Origin of the sequence: Methylobacterium sp. Leaf361 (assembly GCF_001424445.1) — a bacterium.
GTDB lineage: Bacteria > Pseudomonadota > Alphaproteobacteria > Rhizobiales > Beijerinckiaceae > Methylobacterium.
Genome location: NZ_LMPY01000045.1, coordinates 150,467 through 172,832 on the forward strand (window position 1 = coordinate 150,467; position 22,366 = coordinate 172,832).

The 22,366-nt window shown below is 71.5% G+C and carries 21 protein-coding genes and 1 tRNA gene; 14 read left to right on the forward strand and 8 right to left on the reverse strand.

The features are described 5' to 3' along the window. Nucleotides 1-2 precede the first annotated feature (2 nt). The 3 genes from ASG32_RS24430 (at nt 3) to ASG32_RS24440 (ending at nt 3,624) form a co-directional block, all read left to right on the forward strand. A complete protein-coding gene (locus ASG32_RS24430; RefSeq protein WP_056532069.1) occupies nt 3-2,192 on the forward strand; it encodes a marine proteobacterial sortase target protein in 2,190 nt (729 codons plus the stop codon). Continuing rightward, nucleotides 2,189-2,779, forward strand: coding sequence for a class GN sortase (locus tag ASG32_RS24435; RefSeq protein WP_056531586.1), 591 nt, complete (start codon nt 2,189-2,191; stop codon nt 2,777-2,779). The genes ASG32_RS24430 and ASG32_RS24435 overlap by 4 nt, the downstream gene beginning before the upstream one ends. A 92-nt stretch (nt 2,780-2,871) precedes the next feature. Continuing rightward, on the forward strand, nt 2,872-3,624 hold the full coding sequence (locus ASG32_RS24440) for a helix-turn-helix transcriptional regulator (protein WP_056531588.1): 753 nt from the start codon (nt 2,872-2,874) through the stop codon (nt 3,622-3,624). 44 nt (nt 3,625-3,668) lie between these two features. Here ASG32_RS24440 and ASG32_RS24445 read toward each other — a convergent pair. The 3 genes from ASG32_RS24445 to ASG32_RS24455 all read right to left on the reverse strand — a co-directional run bounded on the left by ASG32_RS24445 (nt 3,669) and on the right by ASG32_RS24455 (nt 5,254). Beyond that, nucleotides 3,669-3,742, reverse strand: a tRNA-Gly gene (locus tag ASG32_RS24445). Nucleotides 3,743-3,840: 98 nt separating this feature from the next. Continuing rightward, nucleotides 3,841-4,362: a hypothetical protein gene (locus ASG32_RS24450; protein ID WP_056531590.1), complete on the reverse strand. Its 522-nt coding sequence runs from the start codon at nt 4,360-4,362 to the stop codon at nt 3,841-3,843. A gap of 49 nt (nt 4,363-4,411) precedes the next feature. Then, the gene (locus tag ASG32_RS24455) at nt 4,412-5,254 is read right to left on the reverse strand and encodes a 3-keto-5-aminohexanoate cleavage protein (RefSeq protein WP_056531592.1); all 843 of its coding nucleotides are present in this window, start codon (nt 5,252-5,254) and stop codon (nt 4,412-4,414) included. A gap of 175 nt (nt 5,255-5,429) precedes the next feature. Between ASG32_RS24455 and aroQ the strand changes: the two genes are divergently transcribed. The 11 genes from aroQ (at nt 5,430) to ASG32_RS24510 (ending at nt 17,938) form a co-directional block, all read left to right on the forward strand. Beyond that, the gene (aroQ, locus tag ASG32_RS24460) at nt 5,430-5,879 is read left to right on the forward strand and encodes a type II 3-dehydroquinate dehydratase (protein ID WP_056531594.1); all 450 of its coding nucleotides are present in this window, start codon (nt 5,430-5,432) and stop codon (nt 5,877-5,879) included. A gap of 143 nt (nt 5,880-6,022) precedes the next feature. Then, complete coding sequence (locus ASG32_RS24465; RefSeq protein ID WP_056531596.1) at nt 6,023-6,724, forward strand: orotate phosphoribosyltransferase; 702 nt, start codon at nt 6,023-6,025, stop codon at nt 6,722-6,724. Between the two features lie 13 nt (nt 6,725-6,737). Continuing rightward, on the forward strand, nt 6,738-7,817 hold the full coding sequence (pyrC, locus tag ASG32_RS24470; RefSeq protein ID WP_056531597.1) for a dihydroorotase: 1,080 nt from the start codon (nt 6,738-6,740) through the stop codon (nt 7,815-7,817). A 207-nt stretch (nt 7,818-8,024) separates the two neighbouring features. Then, nucleotides 8,025-9,470, forward strand: a complete 1,446-nt coding sequence (locus ASG32_RS24475; RefSeq protein WP_056531599.1) for an amidase — start codon at nt 8,025-8,027, stop codon at nt 9,468-9,470. Nucleotides 9,471-9,905: 435 nt separating this feature from the next. Next, nucleotides 9,906-11,681 (forward strand): acetolactate synthase 3 large subunit, encoded by a 1,776-nt coding sequence (locus ASG32_RS24480; RefSeq protein WP_056531601.1) that lies wholly within the window; start codon nt 9,906-9,908, stop codon nt 11,679-11,681. Nucleotides 11,682-11,737: 56 nt separating this feature from the next. Next, the gene (gene ilvN, locus ASG32_RS24485; protein ID WP_020090724.1) at nt 11,738-12,280 is read left to right on the forward strand and encodes an acetolactate synthase small subunit; all 543 of its coding nucleotides are present in this window, start codon (nt 11,738-11,740) and stop codon (nt 12,278-12,280) included. A 125-nt stretch (nt 12,281-12,405) separates the two neighbouring features. After that, nucleotides 12,406-13,050, forward strand: a complete 645-nt coding sequence (locus ASG32_RS24490; protein WP_056531604.1) for a glutathione S-transferase N-terminal domain-containing protein — start codon at nt 12,406-12,408, stop codon at nt 13,048-13,050. 83 nt (nt 13,051-13,133) lie between these two features. Next, nucleotides 13,134-13,790 carry a TetR/AcrR family transcriptional regulator C-terminal domain-containing protein gene (locus ASG32_RS24495; protein ID WP_107351996.1) on the forward strand — a complete coding sequence of 219 codons (657 nt, stop codon included), beginning with the start codon at nt 13,134-13,136 and terminating at the stop codon, nt 13,788-13,790. 12 nt (nt 13,791-13,802) lie between these two features. Then, nucleotides 13,803-14,822, forward strand: a complete 1,020-nt coding sequence (gene ilvC, locus ASG32_RS24500; protein WP_056531609.1) for a ketol-acid reductoisomerase — start codon at nt 13,803-13,805, stop codon at nt 14,820-14,822. Nucleotides 14,823-14,988: 166 nt separating this feature from the next. Further along, nucleotides 14,989-15,642, forward strand: a complete 654-nt coding sequence (locus ASG32_RS24505) for a pyridoxamine 5'-phosphate oxidase family protein (RefSeq protein ID WP_020090721.1) — start codon at nt 14,989-14,991, stop codon at nt 15,640-15,642. A gap of 220 nt (nt 15,643-15,862) precedes the next feature. After that, nucleotides 15,863-17,938 carry a methyl-accepting chemotaxis protein gene (locus ASG32_RS24510; RefSeq protein WP_056531611.1) on the forward strand — a complete coding sequence of 692 codons (2,076 nt, stop codon included), beginning with the start codon at nt 15,863-15,865 and terminating at the stop codon, nt 17,936-17,938. 21 nt (nt 17,939-17,959) lie between these two features. Here ASG32_RS24510 and tam read toward each other — a convergent pair whose 3' ends face one another. The 5 genes from tam to ASG32_RS24535 form a co-directional block, all read right to left on the reverse strand. Then, entirely contained in the window at nt 17,960-18,742 is a 783-nt protein-coding gene (gene tam / locus ASG32_RS24515) for a trans-aconitate 2-methyltransferase (RefSeq protein ID WP_056531614.1), read from the reverse strand. Nucleotides 18,743-18,764: 22 nt separating this feature from the next. Further along, nucleotides 18,765-19,466, reverse strand: coding sequence for a haloacid dehalogenase type II (locus ASG32_RS24520; protein ID WP_056531616.1), 702 nt, complete (start codon nt 19,464-19,466; stop codon nt 18,765-18,767). After that, nucleotides 19,463-20,527, reverse strand: a complete 1,065-nt coding sequence (gene trpS, locus ASG32_RS24525) for a tryptophan--tRNA ligase (protein WP_020090717.1) — start codon at nt 20,525-20,527, stop codon at nt 19,463-19,465. Before trpS ends, ASG32_RS24520 begins: the two co-directional genes overlap by 4 nt. Before the next feature lie 93 nt (nt 20,528-20,620). Then, nucleotides 20,621-21,382 (reverse strand): Fe-S cluster assembly protein HesB, encoded by a 762-nt coding sequence (locus ASG32_RS24530; protein WP_056531618.1) that lies wholly within the window; start codon nt 21,380-21,382, stop codon nt 20,621-20,623. Nucleotides 21,383-21,543: 161 nt separating this feature from the next. Further along, complete coding sequence (locus ASG32_RS24535) at nt 21,544-22,311, reverse strand: GyrI-like domain-containing protein (protein WP_056531620.1); 768 nt, start codon at nt 22,309-22,311, stop codon at nt 21,544-21,546. Nucleotides 22,312-22,366 lie beyond the last annotated feature (55 nt).

Sequence of the window (22,366 nt, forward strand, 5' to 3'; positions counted from 1 at the left end):
CGATGCCGTTCTTCGCTCCACGATCCGCGGTCGAGCCCCCCCGCAACGCCGCGCTGTCACCGCTCTTCCTCGCGCTGCTGGCGCTGCTCATCATGCTGGCCTCGGCCCACGCGGCGCCGGGCCGAGACCGGGGCGGCCTCACGCTGCGCGGGCCGGCCGGCACCGCGCCGGTCGAGGCCGTCCAACTGGCGACCGACATCAGCGTCGACGTCAGCGGCCCGACCGCCCGGGCCACCGTCACCCAGGCCTTCCGCAACGTCACGGCGGACTGGGTCGAGGGCACCTACCTGTACCCCCTGCCGGAGGACGCGGCCGTCGACGGGATGAAGCTCGTCGTCGGCTCCCGCGTGATCGTCGCCGACATCCGCGAGCGGGCGGCGGCCAAGCGCGCCTACGAGGCCGCGAAGGCGGCCGGGCAGTCGGCGGCGCTGACCGCGCAGGAGCGGCCCAACGTCTTCACCAACGCGGTCGCCAATATCGGCCCCGGCGAGACGGTGGTGGTCCAGATCACCTATCAGCAGACGATCCCCGTCTCGGGCGAGACGCGGACGCTGCGCCTGCCCCTGGTGGTCGCGCCCCGCTACAATCCCGCCCCCGCCCCGGTGGACGCGGTCTCCCTCGACGGCGTGGCCGGAGAGGCCCGCGACCCGGTTCCGGATCGCGCCCGGATCAGCCCGCCGGTGCTCGACCCGGCCCTGTCGTCGCCGACCAACCCGGTCGCCGTCACCGTGCGGCTGAAGGCGGGCTTCCCCGTCGGTGACGTCCGCAGCGCGACCCACGCGATCCGCGTGACCGAGACCGGCCCGGAGGCGCGGACCGTCACGCTCACCGACGGCGTCGTCCCGGCCGACCGCGACCTCGAGCTGACCTGGGCGCCGGTCCCGAGCCGGGTGCCCGGCCTCGGCCTGTTCCGCGAGACCGTGGCGGGCCGGACCTACCTGCTGGCCGCCGTGAGCCCGCCGGCGATCGAGACCGACATGGCCGCCCGGCCGGCGCGCGACGTCACCTTCGTCATCGACAATTCCGGCTCGATGTCGGGCGCCTCGATGCGGCAGGCCAAGGCCGGGCTGCTCGCCGGTCTCGCCCGCCTGACCCCGTCGGACCGCTTCAACGTCATCCGCTTCGACGACACCTGGGACGCGCTGCATCCCGCGCCCGTCCCGGCGACGCCGGAGGCCCTGGCGCAGGCCCAGGCCTTCGTCGCCGCTCTGGAAGCCCGCGGCGGCACCGAGATGCTGGCGCCGCTCAAGGCGGCCCTCGCCGACCCGCACCCCGAGGACGGGCGCGTCCGGCAGGTCGTGTTCCTCACCGACGGCGCCGTCGGCGACGAGGAGCGGATCTTCGCGGCGATCCACGCCAATCTCGGGCGCACGCGCCTGTTCATGGTCGGCATCGGCTCGGCGCCCAACGGCCACCTGATGCGCCACGCCGCCGAGATCGGACGCGGCAGCTTCACCGAGATCCGCGACCTCGCGCAGGTCGGCGAGCGGACCCGCGCGCTCTACGAGAAGCTGGAATCCCCCGCCGTCACCGATCTGACCGCGACCTTCTCGGTCCCGGGCGTCGAGGTCACGCCGGATGCGCTGCCCGACCTGTATCGCGGCGAGCCGCTGGTCTTCGCCGCGCTTCTGCCGGGAGCGGCCGAGGAAACGGCCCGCGGGACCGTGACCGTCTCGGGCCGGGTGGGCGGCCGGACATGGACCCGGACGCTCCCCCTCGCCGAGGCGGGTGCGGGCGCCGGCATCTCCAAGGTCTGGGCGCGGTCCCGGATCGGCGAGACCGAGACTGCGCGCATCACGGGGCGCCTCGGTGCGGACGCGGCCGACGCCGCCATCCTGGCGCTGGCCCTGGAGCACGGCCTGACCACGCGGCTGACCAGCCTCGTGGCCGTCGACGCCACGCCGCGCCGCGCGCCCGGCACGCCCCTCGTCGCCGCCGACCTGCCGCTGAACCTGCCGGCGGGCTGGGACTTCGCCAATGTGTTCGGCACACACCGGCCGGGCGCCACGCCCGCCGACGACGGGGCAGCGCGGATCGTGCCGATCCGGGCCGAGGGCGCGGCGGTCGACCTGCCGCGGACCGGGGCCGGCATCGTGGCGCAGCTCGGCCTGGGCCTGCTCCTCGCCCTGCTGGGTCTCCTGCTCGGCACCGGCCTGACGATCGGCGGCCGGCGGACCGGGGACGCGCGATGAGCCGGCGCACGGTGACCGGACTGGGGAGGGCCCTCGCGGCCCTCCTCACCCTCGCGGGGCTCGGGCTCGCGGCGCAGGCCGCCTGGATCCCCGCCAAGGCCGCCCTGGCCCAGCTGCTGCTGGAGCGCGCCTTCGCCCGCACCCTGGCCGAGGGTCGGCCCGCCCGGCCCTGGCCCTGGGCCGACACCGAGCCGGTCGCCCGGCTCACCGTCGCGGGCCGCAGCTTCGTGGTGCTGCGGGGCGGGAGCGGCCAGGCCCTGGCCTTCGGCCCCGGCCACCTGGACGGCACCCCGGAGGCCGGCGCGCCCGGCACCGCGGTCATCGCCGCCCACCGCGACACGCAGTTCGGGGTGCTGGGACAGCTCGGGCCCGGCGATCCCGTCACGGTGACCGGCCGCGACGGCCGGATTCTGCGCTTCCGCGTCACCGGCACGCGGGTGGCCCGCTGGGACGCCTCGGGCATCGACCCGCAGGCCCCGGGGCGGCATCTCGACCTCGTCACCTGCTGGCCCCTGGAGGCGCTGCAGGCCGGTCCGCTCCGGCTGATCGTCGAGACCGAGCTGGCCCCGGAGCCGGGGCGTTCCTGACGGCTCGGCGTGGACGATCAGCTTGGCCGCGCTTGCGCGAATGTGCGGTTTCGTGCGGATCTGTGCGGGTCAAGCCCGTGCGAGCCGTGCCTGTGAGCGAGATCGAACTGTCCGAGGCGCAGAGCCGCGCCATTGCCCAGACCGTGCGCGAGGCGCTGGCCCGCCGGCGCATCTCCCGGCAGACGCTGGCCGAGGAGGCCCGGATCAGCATCTCGACCCTGGAGAAGGCGCTCGCCGGCCGCAGGCCCTTCACCCTGGCGACGACGATCCGCCTGGAGGAAGCCCTGGGCCAGTCCCTGCGCCAGGAGACGGCGCGCCCGGCCCCGGAGGCGGCCCGTCACGCGCCCGACGAGCTCGGCTCCTACTCGCGGGAGAGCGTCGCCTGGATCGAGGGGCGCTACCTCACCCTGCGGCCCTCGTTCGGGTCGGCGGGCGCGATCTTCGCCTACCGCACCGAGATCGCCTGGGACGCGGACGCGGCCCGCCTCGTGTTCCGCGAGGCCGAGCGGCTCGACGCGCCCTTCGCGCAGTCCGGCAGCGTCGCCGTGCCGAGCCAGTCGGGCATGATCTACCTCGTGACCAACTGGCACGGACAGCACCGCCTCGCGGTGCTGTGCCGCCCCAACATCCAGGGCGAGATGTACGGGGTCCTGACGACGCTCCACGCCGGGCGCGGCACGCAGCTGACCCCGGCCGCGGCGCCCCTGGCGCTGCTGCCCGAGCAGGCGGGCGCGCACGGGTACGGGCGGATCGGGCCGGAGGAGCCGGGCTACGGTCCGTACCGGGCCTATCTCGCCCGGGTGAACGACGACGGCTACGCCACCTTCTTCACGGGCGTCGCCTGACGGGATCTGACGGATGAGCCCGAAGGCGCGGCGCGCGGCGGGCTTGGAGCGGGTACCGGGAATCGAACCCGGGTATTCAGCTTGGAAGGCTGCTGCTCTACCATTGAGCTACACCCGCGCGGGCGGATCGTTAGCACGCCGGGTCGGCCGTGAGAAGGTGGGTCGGGATCGCCGCCGCGCGAGCGACGTCCCGAGTCCACTTCGTCGCTAGCCGGCTCACAGGCACGGATTCATGACCGGCTCGCGCGGGATCGAGAGCAGGTCGTCGACCTGGGCGCGCAGGCCCGCGGCGCCGCCGGTCCGCAGGGCCTCGTACATGGCCTCCGCGTCGCGGCCGCAGACCGCGCCGGGCCGCTGCTCCGGTTCCGTCGTCCCGTCGCGCGACGGGACGGCCCTGTCCGGGGCGTTGTCGGCGATGAACCGATCGATGCGCGCGAGCGCGGCGCGCAATTCCTGCTGGAAGTCCGGGTCGGCGCCGTCGTGGCACGCCTGTCCGACGGCGCGCATCGCCTGCAGGATGCCGCGCATGCACAGCACCGCACCCTTGCCGGTCCGGTCGACTTTCGTGACGGTGTCGCCGCGCCGAATGGTCTGGATCCCGTTCACGAGCGCCTCCGCCGATCCCGGACCTGCCTGACCGGGAGCCTCCGAGGACACGACCAGGAACGCGCAGGCCGCGGCGGCGCAGCCGACGATCAGGGATCGCGGTCGGGACGGCGTGCGTGCCGTGAGGCGCATGCATCCGGCGCCGTCTCCACCGCGCGACCGCGGCAACATCCGTGCCCGCTCAACCCAGGCCCAGGGCGGCGCGGGCCTCCGCGGGCGTGGCGACGCGGCGGCCGTGGCGCGCCACTGCCTCGGCGGCGAGGCCGACGAGTTCGGCGTTGCTGGCCGCCAGACGGTCCTTCGTCACCCGGATGTTGTCCTCCAGGCCGGTGCGGACCGCGTCCGCCCCGCGGGCGAGCGCCCAGTCCATCACGATCGCCTGGTTGCGCCCGATCCCGGCCGCCGTCCAGGTCGCCTCCGGCAGGATCCGCCGGGTCTCGGCGAGCAGGATGTCGAGGAGGTGCTCCTCGGCCGGCATCGCGTTCTGGACGCCCATGACGAACTGCACGTGCGGTCGCGCGTCGATCAGGCCCGCCTCCACCAGCCGCTTGGCGCCGTGCAGGTGCGAGAGGTCGAAGATCTCGATCTCGGGACGGACGCCGTACTGCTTCATCTGGCCGGCGAGGTCGGTCACGAGGCTCGCGGAATTCTCGTAGACGATCGTCGGGAAGTTCACCGAGCCGGTGGACAGGGAGGCCATGTCGGGCCGGTGCTTGAGCGAGAGGCCGCGGGCGGCCGGGTCCCGCCCGCGCCCGCCCGTCGAGAACTGCACGATCATCCCCGGGCAGTGCAGGCGCAGCCCCTCCTGCACGGCGGCGAACCTGTCCGGATCGGAGGAGGGCGACTCGTCGTCGTTGCGCACGTGGATGTGGCAGAGCGTGGCGCCGGCCTCGAAGGCCTGCTGCGTCGACTCGACCTGCTCGGGCACGGTGACCGGAACGGCCGGGTTGTCGGTCTTGCGCGGCACCGAGCCGGTGATCGCCACCGCGATCACCACGGGCGCGTCGCTCCGGGATCCTGCCATTCGCCTGTCCTCCCTGCCGCATCGGGCTTCCGCGACCGGGATAGCGCCGCGGGATCCGGATCTGAACCGCCCGGCGCGGGCGGCAGCTCCGTGTGCGGGACATCTCCGGCCGGATGACAGCACGGACTTGAGTCTTGCGGGCGCTTGCCGCACCTCTCGACCCGCGAGGCACACGATGAACGACACCGTCCTGGTCCTGAACGGGCCGAACCTGAACCTGCTCGGCAAGCGCCAGCCGGAGATCTACGGCCGCGAGACGCTGGCCGACGTCGAGGCCCTGTGCCGCGAGACGGCCGCCGGCCTCGGCCTCGCGGTCGAATTCCGCCAGAGCAACGCCGAGCACGTGCTGATCGACGCGATCCACGAGTTCCGCGTTGGCTCGGCCGGCATCGTCATCAACGCGGGTGCCTACACCCACACCTCGGTCGCCATCCTCGACGCGCTGAACACCTGCGAGGTGCCGGTGATCGAGTGCCACATCTCGAATGTCCACCGCCGCGAGGCCTTCCGCCACCATTCCTACATCTCGCTCGCGGCCACGGCCGTGCTGGCGGGATTCGGCACGCACGGATACGCCCTGGCGATCCGGCACCTCGCGCATCTGCGGGCCGGCAGACCTGCGTGAGGCGCGGATAGCGCCGCGATCAGGGTTGACGCTGGCGGAGACAGGGCGGAGGAGGGCGGTCAGGCCCTATTCCCACGCGATCTCTCTGGCCGGACCGGTTCTCAAGGCCCCGGAGAGCGCCCCAAGCGGAGCGCGCACGCCGCATGACCAGCCCCTTCCTGCCCCTCGACCGGAAAGTGATCGCCCGCGAGGCGGCCAAGATGTTCCTCGAGATCGAGGCGGTGCTCTTCTACAAGGACGAGCCGTTCAAGTTCACCTCGGGCTGGGCGAGCCCGGTCTACACCGACAGCCGGAAGATCATCTCGTTCCCGCGCCTGCGCTCGACGCTGATGGATTTCGCCACCGCCACCATCGTGCGCGAGATCGGCTACGAGAAGCTGACCCACATCGCCGGCGGCGAGACCGCCGGCATCCCGTTCGCGGCCTGGATCGCCGACCGGATGATGCTGCCGATGCAGTACATCCGGAAGAAGCCTAAGGGGTTCGGCCGCAACGCCCAGATCGAGGGCGAGATCGTCGAGGGCGCCCGGACGCTGCTCGTCGAGGACCTCGCCACCGACGGGCGCAGCAAGGTCAATTTCTGCAAGGCCCTCCGCGATTCGGGCGCCCAGGTCGATCACTGCTTCGTGCTGTTCTACTACGACATCTTCCCCGACAGCGCCGCGCTGATGGAGGAGATCGGTATCAAGCTCCACTATCTCACCACGTGGTGGGACGTGCTGGCGGTGGCCAAGGAGATGGGCACCTTCGACCCGAAGACGCTGGCCGAGGTCGAGCGCTTCCTCAACGCGCCGGCGGAATGGTCGGCGGCCCACGGCGGCATCTCCGCCTTCGGCCAGGCCTGAGGGGCATCTCGCGATGAGCGTCGCCGACCTGTTTCCCGCCGAGCGCCAGGCCGCGAAGACCGTCGACCGGATCACGATCCGGCGGCCGGACGACTGGCACATCCACCTGCGCGACGGCGCGATGCTGAAGGCGGTGCTGCCCTACACGGCGGCGCAGTTCGCCCGGGGCATCATCATGCCGAACCTCGTGCCGCCGGTGACAACGGTCGCCGCGGCGCAGGCCTACCGGGAGCGCATCCTGGCGGCCCTGCCCGCCGGCATGGACTTCACCCCGCTGATGACCTGCTACCTGCGGGACGACACCGACCCGGACGAGATCGAGCGGGGCTTCGCTGAGAAGGTCTGGGTCGCTGCGAAGCTCTACCCGGCCGGGGCGACCACGAACTCGCACGCGGGCGTCACGGACCTCGTCGGCATTACCCCCGTCCTGGAGCGCATGGAGCGGATCGGCATGCCGCTCCTGATCCACGGTGAGGCGACCGACCCGGAGATCGACATCTTCGACCGCGAGGCCGCCTTTATGGAGGGCAGCTTGATCCCGCTGCTCGCTCGCCATCAGGGGCTGAAGGTCACCGTCGAGCACGCCACCACGGCGGAGATCCTCGACGTGGTCCGGGAGCACCGCGGCCGGTGCGCGGCGACGATCACGCCGCACCACCTCGTGATCAACCGGACGCACATCTTCCAGGGGGGGCTGCGCCCGCACCTGTACTGCCTGCCGGTTGCCAAGCGCGAGCGGCACCGGCTCGCCCTGCGCAAGGCCGCGACCTCCGGCGAGGCCTGCTTCTACCTCGGCACCGACACGGCCCCGCATGTCCGCGGCGCCAAGGAGGCGTCCTGCGGCTGCGCCGGCGTGTTCTGCGGGCCTTCCGCGCTCCAGACCTACGTGCAGGTCTTCGACGAGGAGGGCGCGCTCGACAAGTTCGAGGCCTTCGCGTCGCTCAACGGCGCCCGCTTCCACGGGCTGGAGCCCAATGCCGGGACCGTGACCCTGGAGCGGCGGGAAAGCCGCATCGCCGAGGCCGTCGCGGTCGACGACACGGCCGTCGTCGTGTTCCGCGGCGAGGAGACGCTGCCCTGGTCGGTGGTATAACGAATCAGGGCGATGGGTGCGCTCCGTCATCGCGAGCGCAGCGAAGCGACCCAGGGATGCGCGACATCGGTGATCGTCTCGCGACACTGGATCGCTTCGCTGCGCTCGCAACGACGATGATGGGCACTCCATCCAATCAGCCGAAGCCATCTTTGCCTGGATCCAACCTCCGGTTACCGATCTTCGGTTGATCCGGAGGAAGGTACGATGCAGGACGCGCGACAGGACGGCATCACGGCCATGGGCGCGGTGGACCTCGCGGCCGCCATTCGCGGTCGGGTCGTCTCCTGCGCGGAGGTGATGCGCGCCTATCTGGAGCGGATCCATCGGATCAACCCGCAGGTGAACGCCCTCGTGGGCCTCGCCGACGATGCCGCGCTCCTGCGGGAGGCCGAGGCCGCCGACGCCGCGCTGGCGCGGGGGGACGCCGTCGGGCCGCTGCACGGCTTCCCGCTGGCCGTGAAGGATCTCGATCCGGTCCGCGGCCTGCGGTTCACGCAGGGCTCCCCGATCTTCGCCGACCGGGTCGCCGACACCGACTCGATCATGGTGACGCGCCTGCGCGCCGCCGGGGCGATCTTCATCGGCAAGACCAACATCCCCGAGTTCGGCCTGGGCTCGCACAGCTTCAACCCGGTCTACGGCGCCACCGGCAACGCCTACGATCCGGCCAAGACCGGGGGCGGCTCGAGCGGCGGCGCCGCGGTCGCAGTCGCCTTGCGGATGCAGCCGGTCGCCGACGGCAGCGACCATGCCGGCTCCCTGCGCAACCCGCCGGCCTTCAACAACTGCTACGGCCTGCGCCCGAGCTGGGGCCGGATCCCCGCCGAGGCCAAGGACGTGTTCAGCCCGAACCTCGGCGTGCTCGGGGCGATCGGGCGCACGCCCGGCGATATCGGCCTGATGCTCTCGGTGCTGGCGGGCTACGACCCGCGCTGCCCGAACGCCATTCGGCAGGACCCGTCCGCCTTCGCGAGCCCGCTCGCCCGCGACTTCCGCGGGACCCGGATCGCGTGGCTCGGGGATTTCGGCGGCCAGATCCCGTTCGATCCCGGCGTGCTCGACGTCGGGCGTTCGGCGCTCGCCACCTTCGCGGAGATCGGCTGCACCGTCGAGGAGGCGATGCCGCGCTACGACATGGAGACCCTCTGGCAGGACTGGCTGGTGCTGCGGGCCTTCACCGTCGCGGCGAACCTCCGCCCGTTCTACGACGAGCCCCGCCACCGGGCCCTGCTGAAGCCGGAGGCGGCCTGGGAGGTCGAGCGGGGGCTGGCGCTCGGCGCCGACCGGATCATCGCGGCGCTGGAGGGGCGCACCCGCTGGTACGAGGCCCTGCGCCGCTTCATGGAGACCTACGACTACGTGGTCATGCCCAGCGCCCAGGTCTTCCCGTTCGACAAGGGCCTGCGCTGGCCCGAGACGGTGGGCGGACGGGCGATGGACACCTACCACCGCTGGATGCAGATCACGATCCCCGCGACGATGTCGGGCCTCCCGTCGCTCGCCGTGCCGGCGGGCTTCGGCGAGGCCGGTCTGCCCACCGGCATCCAGATCGTCGGTCCGAACCACGGCGAGCTCGCCTGCCTGCAGCTCGGCGCCGCCTACGACGCGGCGAGCGGCTGGGTGCGCCGCTACCCGCCGCCGCTGCAGTGAGCCGCGGCTCCGGCACTCAACCGGCGCGGAACCAGCGCGATTGCACGCACGGACGCGTTGACCGGCTCCGCGCTCTCCGCTAAGAGGCCCGACACTTCGCGCGCCGACTATGAGCCAGTTCCGGATCATGGGGCCGCCGCGGGGCAGTTTCGGGTTTCCGATGACGACGGTCCTTATTGTAGCGGTAGCGTCACCGACGGGGCGGCCCTGAACGAGGGTCGCGATCCGAGCGGTGGCGCATGCAGGGTCCCTCGGGGCCCTTTTTTGTTGCCCGCTCCAGGGCGGCATGGGATCGGCGCAGACGGGTGACCGAGGCGAGAGGTACCTTCGGGCGAGGCGGAGACCGCCCCGCGTGACGGGGGTGCCGGGAGAGAGGACGGGGCAGGGCGGCGATCATGGGATCGCGGTGGCCTCGGAGAGCGCGAGGAGACGAGCATGGGCGGCGAGGTCATGACCGGGGCCGAGATGGTCATCCGGGCCTTCCAGGATCAGGGTGTCGACACGCTGTTCGGGTACCCGGGCGGCGCCGTACTTCCGATCTACGACGCGCTCTTCCACCAGAACGCCGTCAAGCACATCCTCGTCCGCCACGAGCAGGGCGCCGTCCACGCCGCGGAGGGCTACGCCCGCTCGTCCGGCAAGGTCGGCTGCGTCCTCGTCACCTCGGGCCCCGGCGCGACCAACATCGTCACCGGGCTCACCGACGCGATGCTGGATTCGATCCCGCTGGTCTGCATCACCGGCCAGGTTCCGACGCACCTGATCGGCACCGACGCGTTCCAGGAATGCGACACGGTCGGCATCACGCGCCACTGCACAAAGCACAATTACTTGGTCAAATCGATCGACGACCTGCCGCGCATCCTGCACGAGGCGTTCTACGTCGCGGCGAACGGCCGGCCGGGCCCGGTCGTCGTCGATCTGCCCAAGGACATCCAGTTCGCCTCCGGCCTCTACGAGCGCCCGGAGATCGCGAGCCACAAGACGTACCGCCCGGCCGTGAAGGGCGACGCCGACCGGATCCGCGCGGCCGTCGAGCTGATGGCGACCGCACGGCGGCCGGTCTTCTACACCGGCGGCGGCGTGATCAACTCGGGCCCGGAGGCCTCGCGGCTGCTGCGCGAGCTCGTCCGCGAGACCGGCTTCCCGATCACCTCGACCCTGATGGGGCTCGGCGCCTATCCGGGCACGGACGAGAAGTTCCTGGGCATGCTCGGCATGCACGGGACCTACGAGGCCAACCTCGCGATGCACGAGTGCGACGTGATGATCTGCGTCGGCGCCCGGTTCGATGACCGGATCACCGGCCGCCTCGACGCGTTCTCGCCCTTCTCCAAGAAGATCCACATCGACGTCGACGCCTCCTCGATCAACAAGGTCGTGAAGGTCGATGTCGGGATCGTCGGCGACTGCGCCTCCGTGCTCGGCGACATGCTGGAGGCGTGGCGCGCCCTGCCGTCGCGGCCCGAGAAGTCGAACCTCGATCCGTGGTTCCAGAAGATCAGCGCCTGGAAGGCGCGGGACTGCCTCGCCTACTGGCCGTCGGGCACGATCATCAAGCCGCAATACGCCGTGCAGCGCCTCTACGAGGCCTGCAAGGACCGCGAGACCTACATCACCACCGAGGTCGGTCAGCACCAGATGTGGGCCGCCCAGTACTTCAAGTACGACGAGCCGAACCGCTGGATGACGTCGGGCGGCCTCGGCACGATGGGCTACGGCCTGCCGGCGGCGATCGGCACGCAGCTCGCGCACCCGGACGGGCTCGTGATCGACATCGCCGGCGAGGCCTCGATCCTGATGAACATGCAGGAGATGTCGACGGCGGTGCAGTACCGCCTGCCGATCAAGGTGTTCATCCTGAACAACGAGTACATGGGCATGGTCCGGCAGTGGCAGGAGCTGCTGCACGGCTCGCGCTACTCGCAGAGCTACTCGGAGAGCCTGCCGGACTTCGTGAAGCTCGCGGAGGCCTACGGCGCCAAGGGCATGCGCTGCGAGAAGCCGGGCGACCTCGACGGCGCCATCGCGGAGATGCTCGCCCATGACGGCCCGGTGATCTTCGACTGCATCGTCGACAAGACCGAGAACTGCTTCCCGATGATCCCGTCGGGCAAGGCGCACAACGAGATGCTCCTGTCCGATTACCTCGGCGAGACCGGAGTCGAGCTCGGCGACGTGATCTCCGAGGAAGGCAAGATGCTGGTGTGAGGGCGGGCGGCCCGGCGTCACCGCCGGGCCGCGATACGACGAGGACGAGGCCGGCGATGAACGCGATGAACACCCACTACCCCGATGCCGTCCGCGTCGAGCCGGTGAACCGGCACACGCTGGCGGTGATCGTCGACAACGAGCCCGGCGTGCTCGCCCGCATCTCGGGCCTGTTCTCCGGCCGCGGCTACAATATCGAGAGCCTGACGGTCTCCGAGACCGAAGAGGCGCGCCACATCTCGCGCATCACCATCGTGACCACCGGGACGAACGCCGTGATCGAGCAGATCAAGGCGCAGCTCGACCGGCTGGTGCCGGTGCATCGGGTCGTGGACCTCACGCTCCAGGGCAACGCCATCGAGCGCGAGATCTGCCTCGTGAAGGTGAAGGGCGAGGGCGAGCACCGCAGCGAGGCCCTGCGGCTGGCCGCCGCCTTCGGCGCCAAGACGCTGGACGCCACGCTCAACTCCTTCGTGTTCGAGCTGACCGGCGCTACTGAGGATGTCGACCGGTTCGTGCGCCTGATGAGCGTGATCGGGCTGGTGGAGATCTGCCGGACGGGCATCTCCGCCATGGGGCGCGGGGCGGAGCCGCTCTGAGCTTCTGGCGCGCGGCCAGTCGGTGCTCGGGGGAGCCGGAAGACGTTACCGGCTCTGAAGGCGACAGCCGGCTGGCCGTTGTCGCTGAAAACGCTGCGCCCGTGTTCGTCGATCAAGGACCCCCCATGACCGCCCGCACCCTCTACTACGCCCCCGGCGCCTGCTCGCTCGCCGCCCACATCATCCTGGAGGAAGCCGGGCTGCCCTACGAGGGCCTCAAGCTCGATCTCGCCGCGGGCGACCAGCGCCGGCCGGAATACCTCGCGATCAACGATCGCGGCCGCGTGCCGGCGCTGACCGAGGACGGCTGGGTGCTCACCGAGTGCGCGGCCATCATGCGCCACGTCGCCCGTCAGGTGCCGGAGAAGGGGCTCTGGCCCACGGATCTCCGCGAGCAGGCCGCCGCTGACGAGTGGCTCGGCTGGCTCGCCTGCAACCACCACGTGACCTACGCCCATGTCCGCCGGCCCGAGCGCTACACCGAGGACGAGAGCGCCTTCGAGGGCATCAAGGCGAAGGCGGCCAACACCTACGCGGACCTCGCCACCATGACCGAGGTGCGCCTGTCGCACGGCGGCTGGGCGGTGGGCGACCGGTTCAGCGTCGTCGACGCCTACCTGACGGTCTTCTGGTTCTGGGCCAACGGCCCGGTGCTCCGGTTCGACATGGCCGGGCGCTTCCCGGCCTGGACCGCCCATGCGCGCCGGGTCGCCGAGCGCCCGGCTGTCCAGGCCGTCTTCGCCCGCGAAGGGCTGCCGCTCCCCCGCTAGCGAGGTGCGGGCACGGCACCCCCTTGCCGCGCCCTACGAATCGGCCTAAAGCGCGTACCGTACGGTACGGTACGCCATTCGAGATGATGCAGGCCAGCGCGACAGCAGAACGGGAAGAGCCGTCGGCACGCCAGCAGGCGGTGCTGGACGCCGTGCTCGGCCTCATGGTCGAGGACGGCGAGCAGCTCACCATGGACGCCGTCGCGCGCCGGGCCAGCTGCTCGAAGGAGACGCTCTACAAGTGGTTCGGCGACCGGGACGGGTTGCTGACCGCGACGGTGCGCTGGCAGGCCTCCCGGGTCCATGCCGGCCACGACAGCGCTCAGGTGCTCGACGGCGCGACCCTGCGGGAGCGCCTGCAGGACTTCGCCGTGACGTGGCTTGAGGTCATCACCGGCCCGACCTCGGTGGCGCTGAACCGCATCGCCATCGCGCATGCGGGCTCGCGCAAGAGCAATCTCGGCGGCATCGTCCTGGCGAACGGGCGCTTCGCGATCGGCGAGCGGGTGAAGCCCGTGCTGGAGGCGGGGCGCGCCGCCGGCCTGCTGAGCTTCGCCGACAGCGAGGCTGCCTTCCGCACCTTCTTCGGCCTCGTCGGCCGGGATATCCAGATCCGCCTTCTGCTCGGCGAGACCCTCGACCTCGACGGGGCCGAGATCCGGCGCGACGCGGGCCGCGCCGTCGAGCAGTTCCTGGCCCTCTACGGCCGGGCCAGACCCGACCCGAAACACCAAGTCTAAGAGGAGACAGACATGCGGGTGTATTACGATCGCGACGCCGACCTGAACCTGATCAAGGGCAAGAAGGTCGCCATCGTCGGCTACGGCAGCCAGGGCCACGCCCACGCGCTCAACCTGCGCGATTCCGGCGTGAAGGACATCGTCATCGCGCTGCGCGAGGGCTCCGCCACCGCCAAGAAGGCGGAAGCCGAGGGCTTCAAGGTCCTGTCGGTCGCCGAGGCCGCCAAGTGGGCCGACGTGGTGATGATGCTGACCCCCGACGAGCTGCAGGGCGACATCTACCGCGAGTCCCTCGAGGGCAACATGAAGCAGGGCGCCGCGCTCCTGTTCGCCCACGGCCTCAACGTCCACTTCAACCTGATCGAGCCGCGCAAGGACCTCGACGTCCTGATGGTCGCCCCGAAGGGCCCCGGCCACACCGTGCGCTCCGAGTACCTCCGCGGCGGCGGCGTGCCGACCCTGATCGCCATCGCGCAGGACGCGAGCGGAAACGCCCACGACCTCGGGCTGTCGTACGCCTCGGCGAATGGCGGCGGCCGCGCCGGCATCATCGAGACGACCTTCAAGGAGGAGTGCGAGACCGACCTGTTCGGCGAGCAGGCCGTGCTCTGCGGCGGCCTCGTCGAGCTGATCAAGGCCGGCTTCGAGACCCTGGTCGAGGCGGGCTACGCCCCCGAGATGGCCTATTTCGAGTGCCTCCACGAGGTGAAGCTGATCGTCGACCTCATCTACGAGGGCGGCATCGCCAACATGAACTACTCGATCTCCAACACGGCCGAGTACGGCGAGTACGTCACCGGCCCGCGCATCGTGACGCCCGAGACCAAGGCCGAGATGAAGCGCGTGCTCAACGACATCCAGTCGGGCACCTTCACGCGCAACTGGATGCTGGAGAACAAGGTCAACCAGACCTCGTTCAAGGCGACCCGCGCCAAGCTCGCCGCCCACCCGATCGAGGAGGTCGGCGCCAAGCTCCGCGGCATGATGCCGTGGATCTCCGAGAAGGCGCTGGTCGACAAGACCCGCAACTGATCCGCATCCGCGCGGTCGGGCCCGGCCCGGCCGCGCACGCGCGGGGCCGGTCACGCGGAGGCGTGGCCGGCCCTTCGCGTTCCGGGTTGCCCGACACAGGGTGTCCCGGCCATAAGCCCGCCAGCGGTCCCGCGCGTACGAGGACCGGCAAGCGGAGAGGACACGCATGGCATCGCTCTATTCCGACGCGCACCGGGCGCTGCAGGAGGAGTTCGGCACCACCAAGCTCGCCGTGCGTCTCGACGAGGACTGGGTCCACGAGACCGTCCAGCCGGACGAGGCCGCCTTCATCGGCTCCCGCGACATGTTCTTCCTCTCGACCGTCGACCCGGACGGCATGCCGACGGTCTCCTACAAGGGCGGTCCCACGGGCTTCGTGAAGGTGCTCGACGACAAGACGCTCGTCTTCCCGGGCTTCGACGGCAACGGCATGTTCTACTCGATGGGCAACATCGAGGGGCAGGCCAAGGTCGGCCTGCTGTTCATCGACTTCGAGACGCCCCACCGGATCCGCGTCCAGGGCCACGCGACGCTGCTGCGCGACGACGCCCTCTTGGCCGCGTACACCGAGGCCAAGTACCTGGTGAAGGTCGCGGTGACGAAGATCTGGATCAACTGCCCGCGCTACATCCACAAGTATCAGAAGCTCGAGCAGAACAAGTACGTGCCGCGTCCCGGCCGCGAGACCCCGCTCGCCGCCTGGAAGCGCCTCGACCTCGCGGGCGACGTGATCAGCGATGCCGACAAGGCCCGCGTCGCCCAAGAGGGCCGGCTGGAGGTCGCGGAGTACGAGGCGCTGATGGCCCGCGGCGAGGCCTGATCGTCCATTCCGGCCGCCCCGCCGTCCCGGGCGGCCGGTGCGGAACTCAATTTTCGTCAAATAAGATGATGTTGATTATAAAGCTGCCGCATCACATATTGATAAAAAAATTTTCGCGCTTGATAGTGTTATGGTCTAAAAAATTCTTGACGATGTGAGTGCAGAGCCATAAATTTCGTGCAAATTTGCCGATCGCATCTTTACCCGGACCGTTAAGACCATGGTTTCGCTCCCGCTGCGTGTTGCATTGATCTGCAGCATCCTGATCGCTGCGGTGTTCGCGGGTGGGACGACTTTTCTCGCCCGCAGAATCGACGCGTCCTTCGATGAGCAGGCCGCAGAGATACAGTCGGAGACGCTGTCGAACGAGGCGCGCGAGGTCCGCTTCCGCCTCGCGGTAGCGGCCAAGACTGCCGAGAGCATCGCGGCCTCCGCGTCGGCCCTGCGCGCCGGCCGCATCCAGGACCGGGACATCTACGACGCGCTGCTGCGCGAGCTTCTGCGCGCCAACCCCGAGTTGATCGCCACTTGGACGGGCTGGGAGCCGAACGCTCTGGATGGGCGCGACCGCGCGTTCGCCGGCACGGCCTCCTCGGATGCGAGCGGTCGCTTCATGCCTTACTGGAACCGCGGGAGCGGCACGATCAAGCGCGAGGTCCTCACGGGCTACGAGGCCGAGCCGGATGGCGCCTATTACCTCCGGCCGAAGCGGCTGAATCGCTTGGTCGCCATCGAACCCTACATCTACCCGGTGGCCGGAAAGGACGTCGTCATGATGTCCTTCGGTGCGCCGATCAGCGTGGACGGCACGTATCGCGGCACCGCCGGCGTCGACATCGATCTCGGGTCCCTGAATGCCGCCCTCGGGGCGGTGAGGCCGTTCGGGACCGGCTACCTCGCCGTGGTCTCGGCGAGCGGAACGACCGTCGCGCATCCGACCGGCGCGGCGGCCGGGAAGCCGATGCACGGCTTCGACGCGTCGGCGGCCGACGCGGCCCGACAGGCGATCGCGGCGGGAGCCGTGGTGGTGACCGACGCGCCGGGCCCGGACGGAGCGCCGTGGCGCTACATGGCGCAGCATATCCAGGCGGGCGAGACGCCCGACCGCTGGGCGATCGTCGTCGCGGTGCCGGTGGCGACGCTCACGGCCGCCGCCGATCGGGCGCGCGCGACGCTGATCGGCATCTCGGTCCTCTGCGTGCTGATCGGGTGCGCGGCCGTCTTCGGCGCGCTGCACCGTCTCGTCGGGGCGCCGATCCGCGGCCTCGGCCGGACCATCGGCGACATGGCCGCGGGCGATTACGGGGCGGATGTGCGCGAGGCGCGGCGCCGCGACGAGGTCGGACTGGTCGGGCGTGCCGTGCTGAAGCTGCGCGACGGCCTGCGGGCGCAGGCGGAGGCCGACGCGCGGGCGCGGGCGGAGGCTCAGGCGGCGGCCGACCGGGACCGCAAGCGGGTGACCGCGGACCTAGCGAACAGCTTCGAGCAGGCCATCGGCGGCATCGTCGCGACGGTCACGGACGCGGCCACCGCGCTGCAGGCCACGGCCGGGGCGCTGGCCGCCACGGCGTCGGAGACCGCCGGCCAGTCGACCACCGTCGCGGCCGGGGCCGAGGAGGCCGCCGCCAACGTCCGGGCCGCGGCCTCGGCGGCCGAGGAGCTCGGCAGCTCGGTGCAGGAGATCGGGCGTCAGGTCCAGGGATCCGCGCAACTCGCGCGGGCCGCGGCCGACGAGGCCGGGCGCACGGTGCGGCTGGTGGAGGATCTGAGCGCGGCGGTGATGAAGATCGGTGATGTTGTGGCACTGATCAGCGGCATCGCCGGCCAGACCAACCTGCTGGCCCTGAACGCCACCATCGAGGCGGCCCGCGCCGGCGAGGCCGGCCGGGGCTTCGCGGTCGTGGCCGCCGAGGTGAAGGCGCTGGCCGAGCAGACCGCACGGGCCACCGAGGAGATCGCGGGCCAGATCGCCCGCGTCCAGGCCTCGACCGAGCAGGCGGCCTCGGCGATCGGCAGCATCACGACGCGCGTCGACGAGATCAGCGGGGCGGCCACGACGATCGCGGCCGCGGTCGAGCAGCAGGGCACGGCAACCCAGGAAATCGTCCGCAACGTGACCCAGGCCGCCGCCGGCACGGGCGAGGTGACGACGAACATCGCCCGCGTGGCCGAAGCCGCCGACATGACCGGCTCTGCCGCCGGTCAGGTGCTGGAATCGTCCGCGGACCTGTCGCGGCAATCCGCGCATCTCCGGGCGGAGGTCGGCCGCTTCCTCGGAACGGTGCGCGCGGCCTGATGGTCGCCGTGCCGGCCCGCGCTACGGCGCCTTGCGGGCGACGATGAACACGCGCGGGAAGGCGAGCAGGCGCCGCCCGTCGCTGCGCGGCGGGTAGGCGGCGTCGATCGCGCGGGTGTAGGCCGCCAGGAAGCCGGCCCGCTCCTCCGGATCCAGCGGGTCGAGGAACGGCCGGAGCCCGGTCGCGCTGACCCAGTCCACGATGGCGGCCGCGTCCGCCATGCGGTGGTGGTAGGCGGTGCGCCAGACATCGACCTCGGCGGCGCGCGGCGCCAGCAGGTCGTAGTAGGCGGCGGGTTCCAGCATCCGCCCGAGGCGGCCGGCCACGGCGGGATCGCCGATCGCGGCCGCCCAGGGGCCGTCCGCCGCGACCGCGCGCATCAGGCGATGGGTGTGCTCCGCGAGGTTGTCGGGCATCTGCACGGCGAGCACGCCGCCCGGGGCGAGGAGACCGAACAGCCGCGGCAGCAGGGTCGCGTGGTCCGGCAGCCATTGCAGGACGGCGTTCGTGTAGATCAGGTTCGGCGCCCGGTCCGGTATCCAGGTCGCGGCGTCGGCCAGCGCGAAGGCGAGGTCCGGGAGCCGGGCGCGGGCGCTCTCCAGCATGGCCGGCGAGGTGTCGAGGCCGATCACCTCCGCGTCGGGGAAGCGCGCCGCGATCAGCGCGGTCGAGTTGCCGGGCCCGCAGCCGAGATCGACGGCGAGCCGCGGTGCGTCGAGGGGCACGCGGGCGAGGAGTTCGGCGGCGGGGCGGGTCCGCTCGTCCTCGAAGCGGGTGTAGAGGGCGGGGTTCCAGTCGGCCATGGCACCCTTCCGTGAAAAGTCCTTAGCAGCCGAGCCGGTCGGCGAGGTCTGCCAGATCCCGCGCCGCGTGGGTCACCGGCACCGTCGGCGCGGTCTCGCCGCCGGCCGGGCCGTGCTCGTGCGGGCGGGCAAGGTGGGCGGTGGCGAGCCCGTGGCTGGCGGCCGCTGCGAGGTCGTTCGAGTGGGCGGCGACCATCATGGTCTCGCCGGCCGCGAAGCCGAAGGCCGCGACCGCGTCGCGGTAGAGCGCCGGCTTCGGCTTGTAGTCGCGGGAATAGCCGGCGCCGAGCACCGCATCGAAGATCAGGCCGTTGCGGCGGGCGAGGTCGGCCATCAGCCGGACATGCCCGTTGGAGTTCGGTGCCAGGAGGTGCTTCTCGCGCAGGCGTCGCAGCGCGTCCGGCACCTCGGGCCACGCGTCGAGCCGGTGCCATGCCTGGACAAGCTCGCCCCGCACGGCCTCGGAGACGCCCGCGATGCCGAACTGCGCCAGCACGCCGGGCAGCGACTCGGCCTGGAGCGTGTCGAGGTCGACGTAGGGTCGGGCGCCGGAGCGCACCGTCTCCATCGACGGGTTGTAGCGGGCCCGCCACGCGTCGGCGAAGGCGCCGGCATCGAGGTCCGGCGCGACGGGCGCGAGCAGCCGCGCCGCCTCGCGGGCGACGCCGGAGCGCCAGTCGACCAGCGTCCCGAAGACGTCGAAGACCAGCGCCCGGACGGTCACCGCACCGCCTGCAGGCTGGGACCGCGCCGTACGAAGCCGACGATGTCCTTGACCGCGTCGAGGGTCTGCGCCGCGATGGTCTCGGCCCGGGCGCCGCCGTCGGCCAGCACGGCGTCGATATGGCCCGGATCGGCGGTGAGGCGGCGCATCTCCTCGGCGATCGGCGCGAGGCTCGTCACCGCGAGGTCGGCCAGAGCCGGCTTGAAGGTCGAGAACTGCGCCCCGCCGAAATCGCGCAGAACGTCCTCGCGGGTGATGCCGGCGAGCGCCGCGTAGATCCCCACGAGGTTGTCGGCCTCGGGCCGCTCCTTCAGGCCCGCCACCTCGGAGGGCAGGGGCTCGGGATCGGTCTTGGCCCGTCGGATCTTCTGGGCGATGGCGTCCGCGTCGTCCGTGAGGTTGATGCGGGCGTTGTCGGACGGGTCCGACTTCGACATCTTCTTGGTGCCGTCGCGCAGCGACATGACCCGGGCGGCCGGGCCGCCGATCAGCGGCTCCGTGATCGGGAAGAACGCGTCGCCGTGGCCGTGCGCCGTGATCGACCCCGAGAAATCGGTGTTGAACTTCTGTGCGATGTCCCGGGTCAGCTCCAGGTGCTGCTTCTGGTCCTCGCCGACCGGCACATGGGTCGCCCGGTAAGCCAGGATGTCGGCCGCCATCAGCACCGGGTAGTCGTAGAGGCCGATCGAGGCGTTCTCCCGGTCCTTGCCGGCCTTCTCCTTGAACTGGGTCATGCGGTTCAGCCAGCCGAGGCGGGCGACGCAGTTGAACACCCAGGCGAGCTCGGCGTGCTGCGGCACCTGGCTCTGGTTGAACACGATCGAGCGCTTCGGATCGATGCCGGCGGCGAGGAAGGCGGCCGTGACCTCGCGGATCTGGCCGCGCAGGGCCTCGGGATCCTGCCAGACGGTGATCGCGTGCAGGTCGACCACGCAGTACAGGCACTGCGCGTCGCGCTCCTGCATCTCCACGAAGCGCTTCACCGCCCCGAGATAGTTGCCGAGGTGCAGGTTGCCGGTGGGCTGGACGCCCGAGAAGACCAATTCGGTGAACGCGGCCATCGGCGCCGATCCTGAGCGAGGGAAGACCGGGGCTCCGCGCCGTCCGGGCGCGCGGTTACTCGCACCCGTAGGCCGGAATGGTCAAGGACGCGCTCACGGCTCCCGCGTGGGCAGCTTCGCGCTGGGGCAGAGGTCGACCAGGACGCAGCGCCCGCAGGCCGGGCGATGATGATGGCAGACCTTCTGCCCGTGCAGCATCAGGATCTCGTGATTGTCGTAGAGGTCCTGCGCGCTCCAGTCCGCGGGGAGCTGCGCTCGCAGGATCGGGTGCGACGGGCCGACATCGACCCGCCTGCCGATCAGTCCGAGGCGCTGGGCGACCCGGTGATGGTGGCTGTCGACCGGCAGCGCCGGCATCCGCAGCGTGGAGAAGGACAGGACCGCCGCGCTGGTCTTCGGCCCGACGCCCGGGATCGCCTGCAGCCATTCCCGCGCCGCCTCGACCTCCATGTCGGCCAGGAAGGCGAGGTCGAGGCTGCCGTGCCGGTCGCGCAGGGCGCGGAGCACGTCGCGGATGCGCGGCGCCTTCAGCTCCGGCCAAGTCACGCCCGCGATGGCGGCCTCGATCTCCGGCACGTCCGCGTCGAGGACCGCGTCCCAGTCGGGGAAGCGCGCCCGCAGCGCCTTGAAGGCCCGGCCGGATTCGGCATTGCGGGTCCGGTGCGACAGGAGCGACGAGACGAGCTCGCTGACCGGATCGAGGCTGTGGAAGTACGGGATCGGGCAGCCGTAGACCGGGCGGAGCCGCGCGTGGACGGCGAGCGCCTTCTCGGCCAGCGCCGGATCCGCGACGGCGGGGACCGCCTTGCGGCGTGAACGCGGGACGGTCGCGGATCTGAGGTCGGCGGCGGGCATGTCGGGCGAATCCGCCAGCCGCCGCCCCTGTTCCTGCCGGTACGGGGCAGCGGCGATCTGTCCGCATCGTCGGGTCCGCGCGCTTCCAGCGGAGAGCAGGGCGCGCTCGATTCCGAGGCGGCCGTCGCGACCGAAGGGCGCCGCCGCCGGCCCGCGCTCGCCTACTTCACCAGCGCGTAGATGTTCACGTCGAGACTGTCGTCGGTGCTGTCCTTGAGGTCGGTGGCGTACTCCTCCACGAACCGGTCCTGCACGACGATGTCCTTGGCATCGAGGTAGGCGGTCAGCGTCTCGTAGGTGCTGTCGATCGACTCGTAGGAGCCCTTGTGGGCGAAGCGCAGCGCCTTGCCGGAGGGCGTCGTGCCGAAGCGCAGGCCGTCGGTCTCGGCCGGTGCCGGGCTCGGCGCGGCCGCCACCGGGACCATCGCCTCGAACTCGAAGCCGTCGTCGTCCGTGCGGGTGAAGACCGCGAGCGGCCGGCCGGCCGGCGCGACGCCGAGCTTGGCGAGGTCGGCCTCGATCCGCGCGAAGGCCTGCTTCAGGTTCGGCACGGCCTCCTCCCACTTGGTCTTGCCGGACAGGATCGCGGCGGGCTTGGCCGGGAGGGTGACCTCGTCGACGTCGCCGGGCTCGCCGGCCTTCTCGATGAGCGTGGGCCGGCCGGGTGTCCCCGTGCTCGTGGCCGGGGGCGTTCCCGCCGCAGACTGGCCCGCGGGCGGGGGCGCCACCGATTGCTGCGGGGCCGGGGCCGCGCTCTTGTCCGGGTCGGCGACCGGGTTCGGCGCGGTCGTGGTCGGCAGCGGGTTCGTCTGGGCCGGCGCGGGCGCCGTGGAGGGCGGCGGCGCGGGCTGCTGCTGGGCGGCGATCGGGCCGGCCGTCGCGAGCACGAGGGCGGCCGAGAGGGCGACGAGCGGACGAAGGCGGATCACGTAGGGCGCTCCGGTCGAGGCCCACGGATGATCGCGCGGGCTCCCGCGGCGTAAC